Origin of the sequence: Actinomycetospora aeridis (assembly GCF_037400275.1) — a bacterium.
Classification (GTDB): Bacteria; Actinomycetota; Actinomycetes; order Mycobacteriales; family Pseudonocardiaceae; genus Actinomycetospora; species Actinomycetospora aeridis.
Window position 1 is genome coordinate 123,994 of sequence record NZ_JBBEGL010000005.1, and the last position, 20,502, is coordinate 144,495.

General features: G+C 76.8%; 7 protein-coding genes. All 7 read right to left on the reverse strand.

Going from position 1 to position 20,502, the window contains the following annotated elements; all coding sequences use genetic code 11:
• Window position 1: 1 nt before the first annotated feature.
• The 7 genes from WCD41_RS18800 to WCD41_RS18830 are packed head-to-tail and all read right to left on the reverse strand — an operon-like array spanning window position 2 to window position 20,491.
• Window positions 2-544, reverse strand: coding sequence for an acetyl-CoA carboxylase biotin carboxyl carrier protein (locus WCD41_RS18800; protein WP_337715150.1), 543 nt, complete (start codon window positions 542-544; stop codon window positions 2-4).
• The gene (gene accD, locus WCD41_RS18805) at window positions 541-2,256 is read right to left on the reverse strand and encodes an acetyl-CoA carboxylase, carboxyltransferase subunit beta (RefSeq protein ID WP_337715152.1); all 1,716 of its coding nucleotides are present in this window, start codon (window positions 2,254-2,256) and stop codon (window positions 541-543) included. Before accD ends, WCD41_RS18800 begins: the two co-directional genes overlap by 4 nt.
• Window positions 2,256-4,049, reverse strand: a complete 1,794-nt coding sequence (locus tag WCD41_RS18810) for an acyl-CoA dehydrogenase family protein (protein WP_337715154.1) — start codon at window positions 4,047-4,049, stop codon at window positions 2,256-2,258. Before WCD41_RS18810 ends, accD begins: the two co-directional genes overlap by 1 nt.
• The gene (locus WCD41_RS18815) at window positions 4,046-5,584 is read right to left on the reverse strand and encodes an acyl-CoA dehydrogenase family protein (protein WP_337715156.1); all 1,539 of its coding nucleotides are present in this window, start codon (window positions 5,582-5,584) and stop codon (window positions 4,046-4,048) included. The genes WCD41_RS18810 and WCD41_RS18815 overlap by 4 nt, the downstream gene beginning before the upstream one ends.
• On the reverse strand, window positions 5,584-7,152 hold the full coding sequence (locus WCD41_RS18820; protein ID WP_337715158.1) for a PfaD family polyunsaturated fatty acid/polyketide biosynthesis protein: 1,569 nt from the start codon (window positions 7,150-7,152) through the stop codon (window positions 5,584-5,586). The genes WCD41_RS18815 and WCD41_RS18820 overlap by 1 nt, the downstream gene beginning before the upstream one ends.
• The gene (locus WCD41_RS18825; protein ID WP_337715160.1) at window positions 7,149-14,234 is read right to left on the reverse strand and encodes a beta-ketoacyl synthase N-terminal-like domain-containing protein; all 7,086 of its coding nucleotides are present in this window, start codon (window positions 14,232-14,234) and stop codon (window positions 7,149-7,151) included. The genes WCD41_RS18820 and WCD41_RS18825 overlap by 4 nt, the downstream gene beginning before the upstream one ends.
• A 26-nt stretch (window positions 14,235-14,260) precedes the next feature.
• On the reverse strand, window positions 14,261-20,491 hold the full coding sequence (locus WCD41_RS18830; RefSeq protein WP_337715162.1) for a beta-ketoacyl synthase N-terminal-like domain-containing protein: 6,231 nt from the start codon (window positions 20,489-20,491) through the stop codon (window positions 14,261-14,263).
• Window positions 20,492-20,502: the final 11 nt, after the last annotated feature.

A 20,502-nucleotide genomic window follows, 5' to 3' on the forward strand; every position in this document is an offset into this window, starting at 1 on the left:
GCTAGTCCCCGTCCGCGATGTGGTCCAGCTCGACGAGCACCTGTCCGAACTCGACCATCTCGCCGTCGCTGACGCGCACGGCCGTCACCACGCCGCCCCGGTCGGCGTGCACGGCGTTCATCAGCTTCATCGCCTCGACGATCGCGACCTGCTGGCCCGGGTGGACGGTGTCGCCGACGGCGACGAACGGCGGCTCCCCCGGTGACGGCGCGCCGTAGAAGGTGCCGACGAGCGGCGCGACGATCGTGACCGCGGGCCCGGCCGGCACCGGGGCCGGCGCGGACGCGGACGCGGGAGCCGGCGCCGGTCCCGGAACGGCGGCCGGGGCGGGGGCAGGGGTCGTGGGTGCGGACCCGGCGGGCTCACCGCCCGTCCCCCACTCCACCTCGATGCTCTCCGTCCCCGACGCGACGCGGATGCGGGCGGGCCGCTCGGGCAGCGCGCCGGCGAGCGACACCGCGGTGTCGCGCAGGGCCTCGAGCCCCTGGCCCGGATCGCCGCGGTGCTCGTCCACCGGCGAGACACCGTTCCTGTGCGTGATCACGACGCCACCTCCGTCACGAGAGCGGTCCCGGGGGCCCCGAAGCGGGCGAACCGGGCGTGCCGGTCGGCCACCACCTCCTCGGGGGGCAGCGGCACCAGTTCGGCGAGGGCGTCGGTCACCGCGGCGCGCACGGCGTGCGCCGTCGCCGCCGGGTCGGCCGCCGCCCCGCCCGCCGGCTCGCCGACGACCCGGTCGACGACGCCGAGGGTGTGCAGCTGCGGGGCGGTCAGGTGCAGCACCTCGGCCGCGGTGGAGGCCGCGGCGGCCTCGCCCCACAAGATCGTCGCGCAGCCCTCCGGGCTGATCACCGAGTAGTAGGCGTTCTCGAGCAGCAGCACCCGGTTGCCGACGGCGAGCGAGAGGGCGCCGCCGCTGCCGCCCTCGCCGGTGACCAGCGCGACCGTCGGCACCTCGAGGCGCGACATCGCGAGGATGCACTCGGCGATCGCGGTGCCCTGGCCGCGTTCCTCGGCCTCGGCGCCGGGGAAGGCGCCGGGGGTGTCGACGAAGGTCACCACCGGCACCCCGAGGCGCTCCGCGAGCGTCATCATCCGGCGCGCCTTGTGGTAGCCGCCGGGCTGCGGCATGCCGAAGTTGTTCTCGACGAGCTCGGTGGGCGTGTGGCCCTTCTGGGTGCCGACGGCGACGACGGTGCGCCCGTCGAGGCGCGCGAGGCCGCCGACGACGGCCTGGTCGTCGCCGGAGAGGCGGTCGCCGTGGAGCTCGACGAAGTCGTCGAACACCGCCCGGCAGTAGTCGCGGGCGGTGGGCCGCTGGAGGTTGCGCGCGGAGCGCACGACGTCCCACGCCGAGCCGCCGGCCGCCCCTCCGAGGGGCACGACGGGCGCGCTCCCCGACGCGTCCACCGTTCCGGAGGCCGCGCCGTGCGGGTCCCCGAGCAGGCACAGGAGACGGGCCAGGGTGCCGCGCTGCGCGGGCCGGGGGACGACGAGGTCGACCATGCCGCTCTCGGCGAGGAACTCCGCGGTCTGGAAGCGGTCGGGCAGCTTCTCGCGGATCGTCTGCTCGACGACGTCGGGTCCGGCGAAGCCGATCCGCGCGGCCGGTTCGGCGACGACGACGTCGCCGAGCATGGCGAACGACGCGGTCGCGCCGCCGTAGGTGGGGTCGGTGTTGAGGTTGATGCACGCGACCCCGGCCTCGCGCAGCCGGGCGATCTCCTGGCTGGTCCGCGCCAGCTGCATCAGCGACAGCGCGCCCTCCTGCATGCGGGCGCCGCCGGAGGCGCACACCACGAGCAGCGGGATCCGGCGGGCGAGCGCGGTGCGCGCGGCCAGGCAGATCTTCTCGCCGGTCGTGGCGCCGATGCTGCCGCCGAGGAACCGGAAGTCGAGGGCGGCGACGACGAGCGGGTGGCCCTCGATGGTCGCGGTGCCGCAGCGCACGGCCTCCTGCGACCCGGTGCGGCGCCGGGCCGCCGCGACCCGCTCGGTGTAGGGCTTGGTGTCGACGAAGTCGAGCGGGTCGTCGGAGGCCAGGTCGGCCCCGATCTCGGTGAACGAGTCGGTGTCGAGCAGGGCCGCGAGGCGCTGGTCGACCCCGATCCGCCAGTGGTGGGAGCACTCGGGGCACACGTGCTCGTGGCGCTGCAGGCGGCGCAGGTAGATCGCGGCGCCGCACGAGGGGCAGTGGGCCCAGTGGACCTCGCCCTCCGTGCCGGGCCACGCTGCGCGGCGGTCGTCGGCGGTCATCACGCCACCTCCCGGGCGTCGGGTGCGCCGGCCGGCTTGGCCAGCGCGAACTGCCGGTAGCCGAAGGAGCGCCCCTCGGCGTGGCAGGTGAGCAGGACCCGGGCGGCCGCCTCGACGTCGTCGGGGGTCGCGACAGGGTCGAGCGGGTAGAGCCGCGCCCACAGCTGGTGCAGGCACATCAGCAGCGGTGCCGCGCCGTCCATCGGCGTGGCGATCCAGTCCGAGGACAGGGCGCGGTGGGCCAGGCACGTGGCGACCGCGTGCAGGACGCAGAACCGCTCGGCCAGCGTGAACAGCTCCGCCGACGACCCGTAGGCGCGCCCGAGGCGCTTCTGCAGGGCGGCGCACTCCGCGCGCATCCAGTCGAGCTCGTCGCCGAGGTGGCGGCCCAGCTCCGCGCAGCGGCGCCAGCGGTCGGCCTCGACGGGGTCCTCGGTCGCCTCCGCGCGGCGGGCCAGCGCGGCGATGGCGTCGGGCAGCACGTGCAGGGCGTCGTCACCGGTACGGCCCGCGGTCTGCGCGGCCCAGGGGGCGATCGGCGGGAGCTCGGCGTCCCAGTCGAACAGGGCGCGGGCCCGCTCGCGGGCCGCGGCGGTCGCCGCGTCGCCGGCCGGCGCGAGCAGGCTCGGCAGCGCCGTCGCGACGTTCTTGAGGTTCACGACGGTGTTGCCGTCGGCGAAGTTCGCGACGAGCAGGTCGCGGCGCGCCTTCTGGAACATCCCGTACCGGTGGTGGCCGCGCAGGTAGTGCCGGGCGCCGAGCACCACGCCGAGCTCGGCGACGGTGCGGTCGAGCACCGTCGGCACGAGGTACTTCGCGACCGACGACCACACCGCGCTCTGGTCCGGGCTGGTCTGCAGGCTGCGGGCCGCGCAGTTCGCGAGCGTGTCGGAGAGCAGCAGGTCGGCGTGGGCCTCGACGAGCTTGCGCCGCGAGTAGGGCACGTCGACGACGGTGCCGCCGAAGATCTCGCGCTGGGTGGTGAAGTCGAGCGCGAGGCGCAGCGCGGTGTCGGTGCACCCGAGCGCGATCCCCGTGATCATGACGCGGACCGGGTGCGAGCCGGTCAGCGCGATCTCCAGGCCGTGGCCCTCGGGCCCGATGCGCGCGGAGTCGGGGATGAAGCAGTCGGTGAGGCGCAGCCCGCTCATGTCGATGCCGCGCAGGCCGTGCAGCTGCTCGTCGGGCAGCGCGCTGATGCAGTGGGCGGGGGTCGCCCTGCGGTCGAGCACGAGGATCGAGAACCCGGCGGGCCCGGCGCGCTCGCCGGTGCGCACGAACAGCACGACGTAGTCGGCCTGCGTGCCGTGCCCGATCAGCCACTTCTCGCCGTCGACGACGTAGCCGCCCTCGACGCGCCGCGCGGTCATCCCCGTGGCCAGCACGTCGCTGCCGTGCTCGCGCTCGGTGAGCCCCCAGGCGAACTTCGCGCCGCGGTGCACCGCCTCGCCGTAGCGGGCGCGCTGCTCGTCGTCGCCGCCGACCCAGATCGGCAGGTAGGCGAGCATCGTGATCGACAGCGCGGTGGCCAGCGTGGCGTCGCGCCGGGCGATCGTGGTGCCGAACGCGACGCTGTCCTGGGTGGCCACGCCGCGCCCACCGGCCGAGACCGGCACGCCGAAGTCGTGGCACCCCCAGGCGCGCAGGACGTCCAGGCCGCCGTGGGGGTACTGCTCGCGCTCGTCGAGGTCCAGCGACGTCGCGAACGACACCGGGCCGTCGGCGTCGTGCGGATCGCCGAGATGGCGCTCCAGGTCCTCGGTGAGGGCGCGGAGCTCGTCGACACGGGTCATCGGGTCACCTCCGGGTGGGTGCGGTCGTGCGATGCGTCTGGGGTGCGCCGGGTCCCCGCGGCGCGGGCGCGCAGCAGGTCGGTCGCGGCGAGGAGCCGGGCGCGCGGCTCGTGCGAGCCGCTCGCGGCCACGTGCACGCACGCGGCGGCGGCGTGCAGGAACGCGCCGCGGGCGGCGAGGGTCGCAAGCTGCGGCGGGGCCAGGCCGGGCACGGCGATCGCGGCGAGCAGCGCGCGGACGTCGGCGTCGGTCGCCTCGGCGCGGGCCAGCAGCTCCGGGTCGCCGCCGCCGGCGCGCAGGGCGTCGACGAGGGCGGGCAGGCCGTCGAGCAGCATCTCGTCGCGGCCCGCGAGCGCCGTGCCGGCCGGGTCGAACGCCGGCAGCGCGGCGCCGAAGGTGACGGCCGCGGCCAGCTCCTCCCCCGGGTTCCGCGGCCCGGTGGGGCGCAGGGCCAGCCGGCGCAGCGCCGCGGCGAGCAGGTCGAGGTTGGCGTGCGGGTCGGTGTCGACGTAGCGGGCGAGCGCGGCGTCGCGGCGCGCGATGGCGAACGGGCCCGCGAGCACCGCGGAGAAGCCGAGGACGTCGGCGGCCCGGTCGAACACCTCGTCGGTCAGCTCGGTGACCACCCACTTCACCGCGCTCGACCCCAGGGCCTGCTGGCCGGGCGCGGTGTGCAGGGCCCGGGCGGCCACCCGCGCGTGCACCTCGGCGGCGGTGGCCGCGACGGCCGCGGCCTCCAGCTCGGCCGTCGCCACGGGGCCGGCGGCGCCGTCCTCGCGGGCGACGCGCAGGGCGAGGTCCATGGCGCCGAGGCCGGCGGCGGTGCTCGTCACCCGCACCACCTGCATCGCGCGCAGCATCAGCTCGATCCCGCGGCCGACCCCGTCCGGCCCGCCGACCACGTCGTCGGGGGACACCGCGACGTCGTCGAAGGCCAGGTCGGCGAACGCGACCCCGCGCCAGCCGTCGGCGCCGCGGTCGGCGACCCGCGCGGCCCGCAGGGCCGGGTCGCGCACGACCACGAGGCTGAACGCGGCCGGGCCGCGGCCGCCGGTGCGGGCGAGCACGAGCGCGGCGGTGGTGTGCGGGCCCGTGCCGACCCGCCACTTCCTCCCGCGCAGCACCGGCCCGTCGGGGGTGTCCACGAGCGCGCAGGTGCCGGCGAGCGGGTCGGCGTCGTGGTCGCGCTCGGAGACCGCGAAGGCCACCGTGCGCCCGGCGCCGGCGAGGTCGACGACCTCGGCGCGCTGCGCGGCGGTCCCGCCGATCAGCACCGCCGTCGTCGCCGTGATCCCGAACATCGTCGCGGGCATGACGGTGGCGTCGCGGCGGGCGGCGGCCCGGGCGAGCGCGAGGGTCTCCTCGAGGCTCGCGAGCGTGCCGCCCGCGGCGGCGGGGACGAACGACAGGCGCAGGTCGGGCCCCGCGGCGGCGGCGAGCGCGGTGACCGTGCCCTGCTCGTCGCGGCGGCGCAGCGCCTCGTCGTCGGGCGGGCCGAGGCGGCGTTCCAGATCGTCGGCCAGCAGGGTGGCCATCACGCCGCCTCCTCGATCGGGACGGGCCGGTAGGTGGTGGCCGCCGACGGGAGCCGCACGCCGGACAGCCGCAGCTGCCAGACCCGCGCCTCGTAGGCGGCGCCGCGCAGCAGGTGGGTGGCGACGTCGCCCACCGTCCGGTTCTCGGGGGGCGCGAGGTAGGTGCCGCGCACCCAGTCGTTGAAGCTGCCCATCGCCGGTCCGCACCAGATCTGGAAGTCGCCGGCGCGCTCGGTCTCGCCGGTGACCGCCCAGCGCGAGGCCATGCCCAGGTACCAGCGGAAGACCAGGGCCATGCGGCGGCGGGGGTCGTCGGCCGCGCGCGCGAGCTGCTCGGGGTCGCGCCGGGTGAAGTAGGCGACGACCTCGTCCCACACCTCGTCGACCGAGCGCCGGAACACCTTCTTCTCGAGGGTCTCGCGCTCCGCGTCGGGCAGGGCGTCGAGGCCGTCGTAGCGGCGGTAGAGCTCGAGCAGGCTCTTGGCGCGCATCGGGAAGAACGTGCCGCGCCGCAGCACCTGCAGCTCGACGCCGAGCTCGAACATGTCCGCGGCGGGGGCCATCTCGCAGTCGGCGATGCCGGCGCGCGCGAGCATCTCGCGGGCCTGCGGCGACGTCCCCGACTCGACGCAGGCCTGGTTCACCGAGCCCGTGACGACGTAGTCGGCGCCCAGCGCGTAGGCGGCGGCGACGGCCGCGGGCGTGCCGAGCCCGCCGGCCGCGCCGACGCGCACGGCGTGGGGGTAGCCGTGCTCCGCGGCGGTCGCGTCACGCTGGGCCAGCACGCCGGGCAGCAGCGCGGTCATCGGGCGACGGTCGGTGTGCCCGCCGGAGTCGGCCTCGACGGTGATGTCGTCGGCCATCGGGACGCGCGCGGCCAGGCGGCGCTGCTCGGGGGTCACGAGCCCGTCGGCGACGAGGGCCTCCACCATCTCGGGCGGTGGCGGGGCGAGGAAGTGGGCGGCGACCTCGGGCCGGGAGACCTTGGCGATCAGGCGGTTGTCGGCGACGACGGCGCCGGACGGGTCGGTGCGCAGCCCCGCGACGCGGTAGCGCACGACGTGGCGGGTCAGGCCCATGAACGCCGACGCCTCGACGCAGCGCACGCCGCGGCGCAGGTAGAGGTCGACGGCGTCGCGCTCGAGGGCGTCCTCGCTGGGGCTGTGGATGAGGTTCGCGGCGAACGGCAGACCGGGCGCCTCGGCGGCGATACGCCCCAGGGCGGTGTCGATGTGCGCGGGCAGCATCCCGGCCGCGCCGAACGACCCGAGGACCCCGGACCGGGCCGCCGCGACGACGAGGTCGGCCGACGCGATGCCGCCCGCCATGGCGCCGCACATGTAGGTGTGGCGCACGCCGTGCGCGGCGCGGAAGGCGGGCGCGCCGAGGCGCTCGGGCGGCAGCGGCGGGGCGACCGCGACGACGGTGCCGTCGTCGGCCGGGCGCTGCGGGGTCAGGCCCAGCCCGCCGTCGGGGTCGCGGACGACGTAGCAGGGGTCGTCGAGACGTCCCAGGACGTCGCGCACGGCGGCCGCGGCGCGGGCCGGCACCGGGGTGGTCACGGTCATCGCTGCTCCTCGGTGACGGTGGGGGTGGTGCGGGCGGTGCGGGTGTCGCGGACCTCGATCGCGACCGCGGTGAGCTCGTAGATGCGCAGGGGCTCGCCGTCGGCGGGGACGCGCCAGACGCCGGCGTCGGCCACGACGACGACGCGGTCGCCGTGGTCGTGCACCTCGCGGACGTGGGCGTCGGCGAGCATCAGGGGGTCGTCGCGCAGGATCTGGCCGCGGTAGCGCCAGCCGGTCGCGACGTCGGTGGGCACCGCGAACACGGGGTCGGCGAACCGGGCGGAGAGCCCGCTCTCCCGCGTCCAGATCTGCAGCGCCTGGAGCACGGCCTCGACCCCGAGCGAGCCGGGCATGACCGGGTCGCGGTGGAAGTGGCAGGAGAAGTACCAGTCGTCGTGGTCGATGCGGCGGCTCGCTCGGACGTAGCCGCGGCCGTGGTCGCCGCCGCCCTCGACGAGGTCGACGGCGTCGACGAGGCGCAGGTGGCCGTCGCCGAGGGCGGGCGCGGTGGTGAACCAGTCCTCGTCGCGGTCCAGGTGGCGGACGCCCTCGAGCGCCTCCTGCCGGTCGAGCCACGGCGCGACGCGGCGCCCGTTGTCGAGCCCGACCTGGGTGGCGAGGGCCTCGGGCGGGAAGTAGCCGAACAGCGACTCGCCGCGGTGGAACACGACGCCGTCGACCGAGAGCTCGTAGCGGAACGACTGCAGCACGGTGCCGCCGGCGGAGCTGCTCGAGAGCATCTCCGTGTGCTGGCGCACGGTGCGCCCGCGCAGGTCGACGTCGGCGACGTAGGAGGCCGAGCCGTCGAGGTTGCGGATGCACAGGTCGGCGTCGGGGTGCTGCAGCGTCGCCCCGAGGTAGTAGCCGAGGAAGATCGCCGCCTGGAGCGAGCTCTCGAGGACCACGCAATGCGGCGTGCGCCCGCCCGGCGCCTCGGCGAGGTACCACGCCTCGGGCGGGACGTCGTACTCGCTGATCATCGTGGCGCCCGGCCGCAGCTGCCCGCGAGTGCCGTCCATCGCGACGATGCGGTCGACGAAGCGGAAGTCGCCGTTCGGGATGTGCGGTGCCCGCCGGCCGGCGTAGATCTCGAACTCGGGGCCCATGGTGACCGCGAGGTCGCCCTTGGCCGCGTGCGCGAGGTGCAGCTCGTTGACGAACGTCGCCTCGCCGGTCGGCGTGCGGCGCCCGAGGAACGGCGGGACGCCGCCGGGGCCGGGGCGGAAGTCGGTGCCCGGCTTCTCGCGGACCTGGATGCCGAAGTCCTGCACCGAGATGATCGGCTTGTCGCCGTCGTAGATCGTCAGGTCGGCGACCACCGCGGGCCGCGGCAGCATCGTGACGTCGGTGATCTCGGCGCGGTAGGTGATCCGCGGGGTCCCGGGCGTGATCTGACCCCGGACCTTGATCTTCGTGGTGAGGTCCGGGATCGCCTGGAACTCGGCGTCGGGCAGCACGAGGTGCAGGCCGAGGTACATCGCGTAGACCTGCAGCAGCTGCACCCCGCCCTCGGCGACCAGCGAGCCGGCGAGCACCGGGTCGCCGGTGAAGTGGCACGCGAAGTACCAGCCGTCGGGGTCGAGCTCGGTGGTCGCGGTGAGCTCGCCGAGCCCGCGGGGACCGCCGAGCCGGTCGATCGCGGTGATCTCGTCGATCATGCGCAGGCGCTCGTCGGGCAGGCGGATCGACGGGTTGCAGCCGTCGGCGTGCTGGTCCCAGGCCGGCCCGAACACCTCGGCGAGGCGGCCCCGGGAGAGCAGCCGCAGGTCCTCGGCGCCGAGCGCGGTCCGGTCGGTGCGGGCCAGCGGCTTGAACCACGCCGGGGTCATCGCCGCCCGCCGGCGCCGGTCGACGACGGTCTCGACGACGCCCAGTGACGCGTCGAGCTCGGCGGCGTTGAAGAAGCCGGCGCAGGCGTCGGTGAGCTCCAGGCACAGCTCGCCGTCGGCGAAGCACCGGTAGGAGAAGAAGAACAGCAGCGTCCCACCGTCGCGCACGAACCGGTCGATGCTGATCTCGTAGCGCAGCGTCTGCCCGGCCCGCGGGAGGCCGGTGACGAAGCGCAGCGTGCTGTCCAGCAGCCGGTAGACCCGCTCGCCGCGGCTCTCGAAGTCGATGCCGAGGTAGCTGATGAGCAGGAGGTCGCACTGCCCGGCCTCGACGGTGACCGCGGTCGGCGCCAGGCCGTCGACGGTGAACCAGGCGTCGGCGGGGACGTCGAACTCGGTGGTGATCGTCGACGGCTCGAACCGCCCGGTCTCGCCGTGCAGATCGGTGACCCGGCTGACGAACAGGTACGGCGGCTCGGGCAGCCGCACGCGGTAGTCGTAGGTGTCGACCTCGGCGAACCGCTCCCCGAAGACGTTCGCGACCTTCCCGCGGGCGAACTCGAGCATGTCGTGCTCGTCGAACAGGACGTCGTCGCGGCGCGGGGGGCGCGGGGGCGGAGCCGGGAGCTCCGGCGGCGGGGTGTCCCCGGCCAGGAGCGTCGCCACCGCCTGCCCGGCCGCGGCCTCGTGGGCCCGGACGGCGGCGCGGTGCGCGTCGGCGACCGCGAGGGCGAGCCGCACCTGGCCGCCCGACGGTGGGCCGGCCGGCACGGAGGTCGGCGCCGGCGGGGCCTCCTCGCGCCGCGGCAGGAACACGAACGGCTCGGCCTCGAGGACGATCGGCTCGTCCTCGGGGGACTCCTGCGGCGTCGCGGGCACGGCCGCCTCCTCCTCGGTCGGGAACTGGGGGACGGCCCGCTCGGTGGGCGCGGCGAGGACGTCGGTGGTGGCCCGCGCGACCTGCTCGACCACCGACTCCGCGCCGTTGACGACCGTGAAGGTCATCGCCGGGCGGGCGGGGGCGGCCTCCGGGGCGGGCGGCAGGAGGACCTCGAGGGCGACGGGCACGCCGTGCGCGGCGAGGCGGGCCAGCGCGGACGCCAGGCCCTGCGCGGTCCCGGCGCCGCGCCGGTCGGCCGACACCGCGACGTGCGGGGCGTCGGCGAGCGTCTCGCCGACCCAGCGGGTGCACGTGGCGCCCGGCCCGACCTCGACGAAGTACCGGAACCCGCGGTCGTGGGCGGTCCGGGTGAGGCGGACGAAGTCGATCTCGCTGGTCAGCGTGGCGGCGATCCGCTCGGCGAGGTCGTGGCGGTCGCGGACGTCGACGCGGTCGTGGTCGAACGCCGAGAGCAGCTCGAGCTCGGACGGGGGCTCGCCGAGGGCGTAGCTGTTCAGCCCGGCCAGCGCCTCGCGCACCGGGGCGACGACCGGGTTGTGCATGACGTGGTTGGCGGGCGCGCGGGCCGACTTCCCGCCGACGGCGGCGACGAGCTCCGCGCACTGCGCCGGGTCGCCGGCCACGACGACCTCGCGCGGCGTGTTGACGTGGGTGAGGAACACGCGGTCGCGTCCGGCGAGGGCGGCGCGGACGTCCTCGACCGGGGCGAGCACGACGTAGGTGGCCCAGACGGCGTCGTCCGCGACGTCGTCGGGGATGTCCCAGGCCCGGCGCACCAGCCCCTTGCGCCCGCGCAGCTGGTCGCGGAAGAGCGGCGAGCTGCGCAGCGCGACGTCGTCGCGCTCGGCGGTGGCCCAGACCCCGGAGGCGAAGAGCATGCTCGACTCGCCGAGGCTGTAGCCGAAGCCGCCGTCCGGGGCGACGCCGAGCACGTCGCCGAGCAGGCGGGTGTGCAGCACGGCGAGCGTGGTGCCGGTGGCGAGCACGGTCGGGATGTCGTCGATCAGCTCGGCCTCGTGGCGCATGAGGTCGCGGCGCCCGAGCCGCGCCCGGCCCGCCGGGAACAGCGCCTCCAGCTTGAGGGCGCCGCGCGGGCTCGGCACCTCGCGCTCGAGGCCGCGGCGCAGGCCCGGGAACAGCCGGAACAGGTCCTGCCCGGCCTCCGGGTAGGTGGTGAACGCGCCGGGGTAGACGAACGCGATCCGCCCGTCCGGGCCGATGGGGCGGGTCGTGGCGTAGCTGCCGGTCGGCGTCATCCACTCGCCGCGTTCCGCGACGGCGGTCCCGAGACCGCCGAGGGCCGCCTCCAGCTCACGCCGGAGCGCGGCGGCGTCCGGCGCGACCAGGACGGCGGTCGCGGGGCCCGCCGTGAACGCGGCGGTGGCCTCCCGGACCAGACCGGCGACGTCGGCGCCCGCGGCGAGCTCGTCGCGCCGCGCGGTGATCGCGGCGAGCAGGGCGTCGACGCCGTCGCCCGCGAGCGGGAGCAGCAGCGGGCCGTGCGCGGCGGCCCAGTCGGCGCCGGGGCGGTGCTCGCCGTGGTCGGTCGGGCCGTCGGGGGCGCTGGAGAGGACGAGGTGGGCGGCGGGCCGCCCGATCGGGCCGCGGTGCCCGACGGTGCTCAGCGCGGCGAGGCGCGGGCCGCCGCCGAGGCGGCGCAGCCACGGGCGGCGGCTCGCCGGCACGCGCAGGGCGGACCCGTCGAGCGCCGGGGTGGCGGCGGCGTCGAGGACGACGCCGTCGGGGGCCGGCGGCAGCTCGGCGAGGCGCAGGCACGTCGCGACCTTGACCAGGGCGGCCAGGACCGAGGCCCGCTGCAGGTCGCCGGTGAGGTCCGACAGGCGCCCGACGAGGCCGCCACGGTCGTGGCGGATCGAGTCGTCGGCGGAGCGGTAGACCTCGGCGAGCCCGGCGTGCTCGGCACGCTCCGCGGCGCCGCCCGGCGCGCCGAGCTCGAGGTGGTCGATCTCCTCACCTCGGCGGCCCGCGGCCGTGAGCGCGTCGCGCGCCGCCGCGGCGACCGCCGACCGGCCGCCGACGCCGGTGTCGAGCACCATCGCGTCGACCGTGGCGTGGTGGCGGGGGAACCCGGTGACGTCGCGGGGGCGCGTGACCACGACGGCGGCCGCGCCGTCGCCCAGCGGCGGCACGTCCTCCCCGTCCTGCTCGGCGACGCGCCGGCGGGCGAGCACGTTCTCCGCGCCCGCGGCGAGGTCGACCCCGCCGACGAGCACGGCCTCGAGCGACGGGTCGCGCAGCAGCAGCGTCGCGACGTCCAGGGCGCGGGCCCCGGCGGTGGTGTCGGCCGAGACCGTGAACGACGGCCCGGTGAAGTCGTGCGCCGCGCAGACCCGGCTCGCCATGACGTTGCCGATGTAGGAGAGCACCTCGTTGGCGCCCAGGTCGGGGTGCACGGCACCGCGGGCGGCGTTCTCGAGGCGGCGCACGTCGGCCTCGTCGAGGGCGACGCCGGCGCGGGCGAGGTCGGCGCGCACGTGGGCGCCGATGTCGAAGCGGGCGCGGTGGGCGTTCGTGTGGGGCTCGGCGTCCATGGCGACGACGACGGCGATCCGCCGCGGGCCGTCCGGCGCGTCCTCCCCGGTGAGTCCCGCGTCGGCGAGGGCCTGCTCGGCGGCGTCGAAGAACGCGGCGTGCTGCGGGTTGGCGTGGCCGAGCTGGGCCGGCGGGATGCGGTAGGTCCGCACGTCGACCTCGACGTCGTCGAGGTGGCCGCCCTCGGGCGGCGCGGAGCCGACGGCGTCCTCCAGCCCGTACCACCGCTGCGCCGACGCCGGCCCGAGCCGCGGGGTCGCGGTGCGCACGGCGTCGTGCAGGTCGTCGACGCCGTGGATCCCGGCGGCGCGGACGCCCAGCCCGACCAGCGCCACGGGGTCCGACGCCCGGCGCGGGGGGACGCTGCGGCGCGCGCCCTGCACGGACTCGACGGCCGGCTCGGTGGCGGGACGGTCGGCGAGCACGACGTGGGCGTCGGTGCCGCCGAACCCGAAGGCGGAGACGCCGGCGAGGCGGCGGCGCTCGGCGGAGCGCTCCCAGGCCAGCGGCGCGCGCACGACCCGCTCGCCGAGGCCCGGGTGCTCGCCGTGCGGCAGCGCGACGGTCTCGCCGACGCCGGGCGTCGCGGGCAGCTGCCCGTGGCGCATGGCGAGGACGACCTTGAGCACGCTCGAGAGCCCGGCGACGGTGAGCAGGTGGCCGAGGTTGGCCTTCACCGAGCCGAGGCGCGGGACCTCGGCGCCGCGGGCGGTGAAGAACTCGGCGATCCCGGCGAGCTCGGTGGTGTCGCCGAGCGGGGTGCCGGTGGCGTGGCACTCGACGTAGTCGACGTCGCGGGGGTCGACGCCGGCGTCGTCGTAGGCGCGGCGGTAGGTGTCGAGCTGGCCGATGACGTTCGGGCTGAGCAGGTGGCGCCCGGCGCCGTCGTTCGACAGCCCGAGCGACTCGATCACGGCGTGCACCTCGTCGCCGTCCCGCCGCGCGTCGGAGAGGCGCTTGAGCACCAGCAGCCCGGCGCCCTGCCCGGTGACGATGCCGCGCGAGGTCGCGTCGAAGGGCTGGCTGACCCCGTTGTCCGGGTAGGCGCCGAGGTCGGAGAACGACAGGTGGATGAGCAGCGGGTCGGGCGCGCAGACCGCGCCGGCGAGCATGACGTCGGCCCGCCCGGTCTCGAGCAGGTCGCGGGCGAGCGCCATGCCGTAGAGCGCCGACGAGCACGCCGCGTCGAGCGACAGGCCCGGCCCGCCGAGACCGAGGGCGTCGGTGACGACCGTGACCGGCTCGCCCGCCGACCACAGCTCGTGGGGGTCGGGGGCGCCGTCCGCGGCATCCGGATCGGGGTCCGGGGCCGGGACGCCTCCGCGGCGCAGGCCCTCGCGGACGGCGTCGCGGACGAGCGGGAGGGTCAGGGCGCTCGACGACGCCGTCGGGAACGAGTAGTTGCCCAGGGCGATCCCGGTGCGGGCGAGGCGGGGGTCGCCGGGACGCAGTCCGGCGTCGGCGAGGGCCTGGCGCGCGGTGTGCAGCGACCAGCGCACGACCCGGTCGCGCCCGGCCAGCGTCTCGGCGGGCAGGTGCAGGCCGGTCAGGTCGACGTCGGGCTCGGTGACGAACCCGCCGCGCACGGCCGTGACCCGGTGGGCGTCGTCGCCCCAGCCGCCGGGCACCGACGGGTCGGTGCCGAACCGGTCGTGCCCGCCGTCGGTGCGGCGGTCGGCGCCGTCGCGCAGCGTCTCCCAGAACTCCACGGGCGTGTGGGCGCCGGGCAGCAGGCAGGACAGGCCGACGACGGCGACGGGCTCGCGGTCGGTGGCGGTGGCGGTGGGCGCAGTGGTCACGGTGGTGTCCTCCGGATCGCGGGGGCTCAGGCCGGGACGGAGCCGGTGGTGGGGACGGCTCCGAACTGCTCGGCCAGACCGGGCGAGCAGACGACGTCGACGTCGCGCAGCGCGACGAGGACGCGTCCGTCGGGGGCGCAGGCGGTGACGTCCCCGCGGAGGGCGTCACCGCCGCCGGTGAAGCCCGTGGCGACGACGACGAACGGCGTGTCCGCGGGCAGCGGGGCGTGCAGGTCGACGCGCCCGATACCGGTCGGCAGGCACGGGCGGCCGGCGTGGCGATGGACCCGGACGAGCGCGGCCTGCAGGAGCAGGTCGGCGAGCACGGGGCTCCACGCAGGGGTGGACCAGCCGCCCCCACCGATCTCGCCGATCTCGCCGATCTCGCCGGCGGCCAGCTGCGCGGCGAGCACGAGCCGGTCGGCGTCGTCGGTCAGCACGCCCGTCAGGCCCCGCAGCGCCGGGCCGTGGAACAGGGCGCCGTCGGTGTAGGCGGTGAGCGCCGTGGCACCCGCCGGATCGGGCAGGCCGGTGACGTCCGGGACCGCGTCCAGCGCGGCCGCGGCGAGGGACGCCCGGTAGCGGGGCACGCCGCGGTCGTCGTGCACGAGGACGTCGAGGGCGCGCTCGTCCCCGTCGAGAGCCAGCCGCAGCGAGCGCGGCGTGGCGGGGTCGGTCGGGTCGAGGCGCAGGCCGCGCAGCACGCCGAAGCGCGTCACGCTCCGCGGGGCGGCCATCCGCCCCGAGCGCACCGCGACCTCGAGCACCGCGCCGAGCGCGGCCGTCGCCGGCAGCACCGGCACGCCGCCGAGGGTGTGCGCGGCGAGCACGGGGTCGTCCCGCAGCCCGCCGAGGTCGCGCACGACGGTCGTCGTGCCGGAGTTCCCGTCCCGCTCGGGGGCCGAGAGGGGCGAGGTCGGGCCGAGCACGCACACGACGTCGTCGCCGTGGGCGGCATCGAACTGCTCGACGAACATCCGGACCCCGTCCGCGACGGGGACGAGGACGACACCGCGCTCGGCGAACATCGCCGCGAGCTCCGGGGTGACCATCCCGCCCTCCCAGGCGCCCCAGTTCAGCGCGGTCACCCGCGCGTCCGGGACCGCCCGCTTGAGCCCGACCGCGACGCGGTTGAGCGCCTCGTTGGCCATCGCGTAGCCGGCCTGGGCGCGGTTGCCGAAGAACCCGGCTACCGACGAGAACAGCAGCACGTGGCGCAGGCGGGCGAGCTCGAGGGCGTGCAGCACCGCGGCCAGCCCGTCGATCTTCGGGGCCAGCACGCGGGCGAGGTCGTCGCCGCTCGTGTCGACGACGAGCCGGTCGGCGAGCACCCCGGCGCCGTGCACGACACCGGTGACCCGCTCCGCGAACGGGGCGAGCACCCGGGCCGTCGCGGCCGGGTCGGTGACGTCGACGTCGAGGTACTCGGCCTGCGCGCCCCCCGCCCGGATCGCGGCCAGGGTCGCCCGGATCTCGCGCTGGGCGACCTGGCCGTCGGCGAGCCGCGCCACCTCGCGCGGGACAGGCTTCTCGCCCCGCTCGCGCAGGGCGGCGGCCGCGGCGGCGCGCAGGCCGTCGTCGGCGACACCGGTGGCCCAGGAGGGCTCGTCGCCGAGCGCGGTCCGGCCGAGCAGCAGCAGGCCGGTGCGGTGGCGGGTGGCGAGCCCGACCGCGCACGAGGCGGTGACCCCGCGCGCGCCGCCGGTGACGACCAGCAGGTCGTCGGGGCCGGGCTGCCCGCCGGGGACGTCACCGGCGGGCAGCCCGTCGTCGGGGCGGCGCAGGTCGGCGAGCCCGACGGTGCACCGCGCGCCCGCCGGGCCGAGGCCGACCTGGGTGAGGTCGCGGGCCACGTCGTGCAGCTCGTCGACGATCCGCGCCGCGCCCTCGTCGTCACCCACGGCGGGGTCGAGGTCCAGGGCGCGGCAGAAGAGTGCGGGGGCCTCGACGGCGAGGGTCTTCACGAGACCCGGGACGCCACCGAGGACCGCGCGGGCCCGGGCGACGCCGTGGCCGAGGCCCAGCGCACCGTCGAGACGGGTGACGGTGACGAACGCGGCGCGCCCGTCCCCGGCGGCGGCCTCGAGGGGCCGCTGGGTCGTGCGGGCGAGCCCGAGGGCCGCGGTGAGCGCGGCCGTCGGGGTCGCCGCGGCGTGCTCGTCGACGACCTGGAGCGCGAGGTCGAGGACCCCGCCCAGCTCGTCGAGCGAGCGGCCCACCGTCCACCCCGCACCGGACAGCGTCCGGTGCAGGGCGTCGGTGAGGGGCCCGGCCCCGGCGAGCAGGGCCCGCCGGGTGCCGAACGCGCCGTCGATCACGTCGATCGTGGGCAGGGGCGCGAGACGCGCCTGCATCCGGCCTACTCCTGCTCGGCCGGACCCGCCCTCACGTGCTTTTGGGTCGGCGCTCACCTCGCCCCCGGCCGCCGCGGCCACGAATCCGGTGATGTCGTCGAGGGTGCGCAGCTCGGCCAGCTCCTCGGGGCTGGCCGACTCGGCGCCCGGGAACTGCTCGCGCAGGGCGCCCATGATCTCGACCCGCTTGATGGAGTCGATGCCGAGGTCCGACTCGACGTCCATCGTGGCGTCGAGCATGTCGGTCGGGTAGCCGGTCTTCTCGGCCACGAGGTCGAGCAGGGCCGTGCGGACCCGCGTGACGACGGCGTCGTCGACGGCCGGCGCGGCGACCGCGACCGGGGCGGCCGGGGCGGCCGGGGCGGCCGCCGGGGCCGGTGTCGGGTCGGGCGGTGTGGGTGTCGGTGCGGGTGGCGGCGGCGGTGCCGGGGCCGCCGGGGCCGCCGGGGCAGCCGGCGCTGCCGCGGCCGGGACGGACACCGTCGGTGCCGTCGCCCCGGGCTGCGGGACGGCCGGAGCGGCGACCTCCGCGACGACCTCGGCGACGACCTCGGGGGTCACCTCCGGGACGACCGGGGCGTGGCCGTTGGTGCCGTGCCCGTTGGTGCCGTGGCCGTTGGTGCCGTGGCCGTTGGTGCCGTGGCCGTTGGTGCCGTGCCCGTTCGTGCCGTGCCCGTTCGTGCCGTGCCCGTTCGTGCCGTGGCCGTTCGTGCTGTGGCCGTTGGTCGGCACCGGCGCCGGGCGCACCGGCTCCTCCGGCAGCGGCAGCGGCGCGACCGGCTCGCTCGGGGCGAGCCCCCCGTCCATCTCGACGAGGCTGCGCAGCACCTGGCTGGCGTGCACGTGGCTGCGCCCGATGGCGAGGCTGTGCTCGGTGACCGAGGTGATGCCGCCGATGACCTCCGGGTCGGGGGTCTCGGCCTGCGCCTGCTGCGCCAGCACGGCGGTGAGCTGCTCGCCGATGCGCAGCTGGCCCGCGAGGTACTCCTCGTGCATCGCGAGGTGGCTGCGCAGGACGTCGCCGGTGTCGGCAGCGGCGCCCACGGCGGCGGGCACTCCGACCGGCGCCGGCTCGGGAGTCGGAAGAGTGGGCTCGGGCGGGCCGTCCTGGCCCGCGGCGGCCAGGCGTTCGTGGTACGCCCGCCGCTCGTCGGAGATGTGGTTCACCCCGGTCATCGCGATCCTCATTCCCTTGGTCGGTGCCGGCGTGGCCGGCGGGGCGGTGAACTGGTTGAAGCCGGACAGGGGCAGCCCGAGGACCGCCAGGCGGGCCGCGGTGTGCTTGAGCGCGCGGTCGCCGTCCCCCCGCGGACCGGCGTCGGCGGAGAGCAGGACGACGTCGTCCCGCCCGCGGAAGGTCGCGCTCGCCAGGCCGGCGAGCACCGTGCGGGGGCCGAGCTCGACGAACACCCGGAACCCGTCGGCGTACATCTGCTCGAGCCGCGGGGCAAAGGCCACCGGGGAGAGCAGCTGGTCGGTCAGCACGCCGCGGTTCGCCGCGACGTCGCTGCCGTAGGCGGCGCCGTCGGTGTTCGGGTAGACCGCGATCCGCGGCCCGCCGACGGTGACGTCGCTGATCGCCCGGCGGAACCCGTCGACCGCGCCCGCGACGTGCCGGGTGTGGAATGCGGCGGCCACCGGCAGCAGCGAGGCCTTCACCCCGGCGGTCGCGCAGGCCGCGACCAGCGCCTCGACGGCGGGCGTGGACCCGCCGACGACGACCTGCTCGGGGCTGTTGACGTTGCAGACCGCGACGTCGGGGTGGTCGGCCAGCAGCCGCGCGGCCTCGGCCGGCCCGACGGGCAGGGCCGCCATGGTGCCGGGGTCGTCGCCGCCGGCCGCGGCCATCGCCGCGCCGCGCGCGGCCGACAGGGTCGCGAAGTCGGCGTCGGAGAGGCTGCCCGCGCACCACAGCGCGGTGAGCTCGCCGTAGCTGTGCCCGAGCGCGCCCTCGGGGGTGAAGCCGAGCGCGGACAGGTAGCGGAACTGTCCGGCCGACACCGCCCCGATCGCGGGCTGGGCGTGGTCGGTCGCGCGCAGCCGCGCCTCGCGGGCCGCGTCCTCCTCGCCGGCGGACAGCGGCGGGTAGAGCGCGGTGGCCAGGGACGGCGTGAGCGCGGTGGCCCGGTTCGCCTCGTCCAGCGCCTCGCGCGCCGGGGGGACGGCGAGCGCGGCCGTGCGCCCCATGCCGACGTACTGGCTGCCCTGGCCCGCGCACAGCACGGCGACGCGACCGAGGGCGTCGGCGGCGCGGGGGCGGTACGAGACCCCGGTGGGCAGGTCGAACGCCGCCCCCGGGTCCTGACGCAGGCGGGTCGTGCCGGCCTCGCGCAGCCGGGCGAGCTCGTCGGCGTCCCGCGCGACGAGGGCGAGACGGGCGTGGTCGGCCGGGACCGGTGTGCTGTCGTCGAGCCCCTCCGGGTCGGCCTCGACGGCGGCGAGCAGGGCCTCCGGGTCGGGGGCGTGCCAGAGGTGCACGCGCGTGACCGGGTGGCGGACCTGCAGGTCGGCGGGCCGGCTCTCGTACTCGGAGAGCACGCAGTGGAAGTTGGTGCCGCCGAACCCGAACGACGACACCGCGGCACGCCGCACGGGACGCTGCGGGTCGGCGACCCACGGCCGCGCGGTCGGGCTGATCTGGAACGGGGAGCCGTCCAGGCCGCGCGCCGGGGTGTCGACGTTGATCGTCGGCGGCAGCACCTTCTGGTGCAGGGCCATCGACAGCTTGATCAGCCCGGCGGCACCCGCGGCGGCCTTGGTGTGCCCGATCTGGGACTTCACGCTACCCGCGACGACGGAACCGGGTGCGGCGCCGGCCTCCTCGTAGACCTCGCGCAGGGCGGAGAGCTCGGTGTGGTCGCCGACGGGGGTGCCGGTGCCGTGGCACTCGACGAGCCCGATCTCCTCGGCGCCCACCCCGGCGTCGTCGTACGCGCGGCGCAGCGCGACCTGCTGGCCCGAGGCCTGCGGGGCGTAGATGCTGGCGCCGCGGCCGTCGCTGGAGCTGCCGATGCCGTGCAGCACCGAGTAGACGCGGTCGCCGTCGCGTTCGGCGTCGGCGAGCCGCTTGAGCGCGAGCATCCCGATGCCCTCGCCGATCAGCGTGCCGTCGGCGCCGCTGTCGAACGGCCGGATGGTGCCGGACTTCGAGAACGCGGGCGTCTTCGAGAAGCACAGGTACATGAAGATCGTGTTCTCGGCGTCGCAGCCCCCGGAGAGCATGAGGTCCGCGCGGCCGGCGACGAGCTCCATCGCCGCGGTGTGCACGGCGGCCAGCGAGCTGGCGCACGCCGCGTCCACGGTGCAGTTCGTGCCGCCGAGGTCGAAGCGGTTGGCGATCCGCCCGGCGACGACGTTGCCGAGCATGCCGGGGAACGAGTTCTCCTCCCACGGCGCGAACGCGTCGGCGAAGCCGTCGGCGAGCCGGTCTGCGGTCTCCTCGTCGAGCCCGCAGTCGAGGGCGACCCGGCGCAGCGTCGGTGTCTGCAGGCGCGAGGCCAGCGGCTGGGTCAGGGAGTTGGCGCCGGTGACCCCGAGGACACAGCCGGTGCGCGCGGGGTCGTAGCCCGGCACGTCGGCGAGGGTCTCCTTGGCCACCACGAGGCTCAGCAGCTGCAGGACGTCGGTGACCTCGAGCGTCGAGGGCGGCAGCCCGAACTCCATCGGCGGGAAGTCGACCGGCGGGACGAAACCGCCGCGGTGGCAGTACGTCTTGTCCGGCACGGTCGGGTCGGGGTCGTAGTGGTCCTCGACGCTCCAGTGCGACGCGGGCACGTCGGTGATGCAGTCGTTCGCGTCGGCGACGTTGCCCCAGAACTCGCGCACGTCCCCGGAGCGGGGGTAGAGCCCGCCCAGGCCGACGACGGCGATGGGGGTGTCGGCGAGTCGTGACGGTCCGTCCATGGTGAGCCCCT

Bases quoted from the DNA above. Each gene is read 5' to 3' on its own strand.
- accD (WP_337715152.1), bottom strand. From the start codon at position 2,256: ATGACCGCCGACGACCGCCGCGCAGCGTGGCCCGGCACGGAGGGCGAG.
- WCD41_RS18810 (WP_337715154.1), bottom strand. From the start codon at position 4,049: ATGACCCGTGTCGACGAGCTCCGCGCCCTCACCGAGGACCTGGAGCGC.
- WCD41_RS18815 (WP_337715156.1), bottom strand. From the start codon at position 5,584: ATGGCCACCCTGCTGGCCGACGATCTGGAACGCCGCCTCGGCCCGCCC.
- WCD41_RS18820 (WP_337715158.1), bottom strand. From the start codon at position 7,152: ATGACCGTGACCACCCCGGTGCCGGCCCGCGCCGCGGCCGCCGTGCGC.
- WCD41_RS18830 (WP_337715162.1), bottom strand. From the start codon at position 20,491: ATGGACGGACCGTCACGACTCGCCGACACCCCCATCGCCGTCGTCGGC.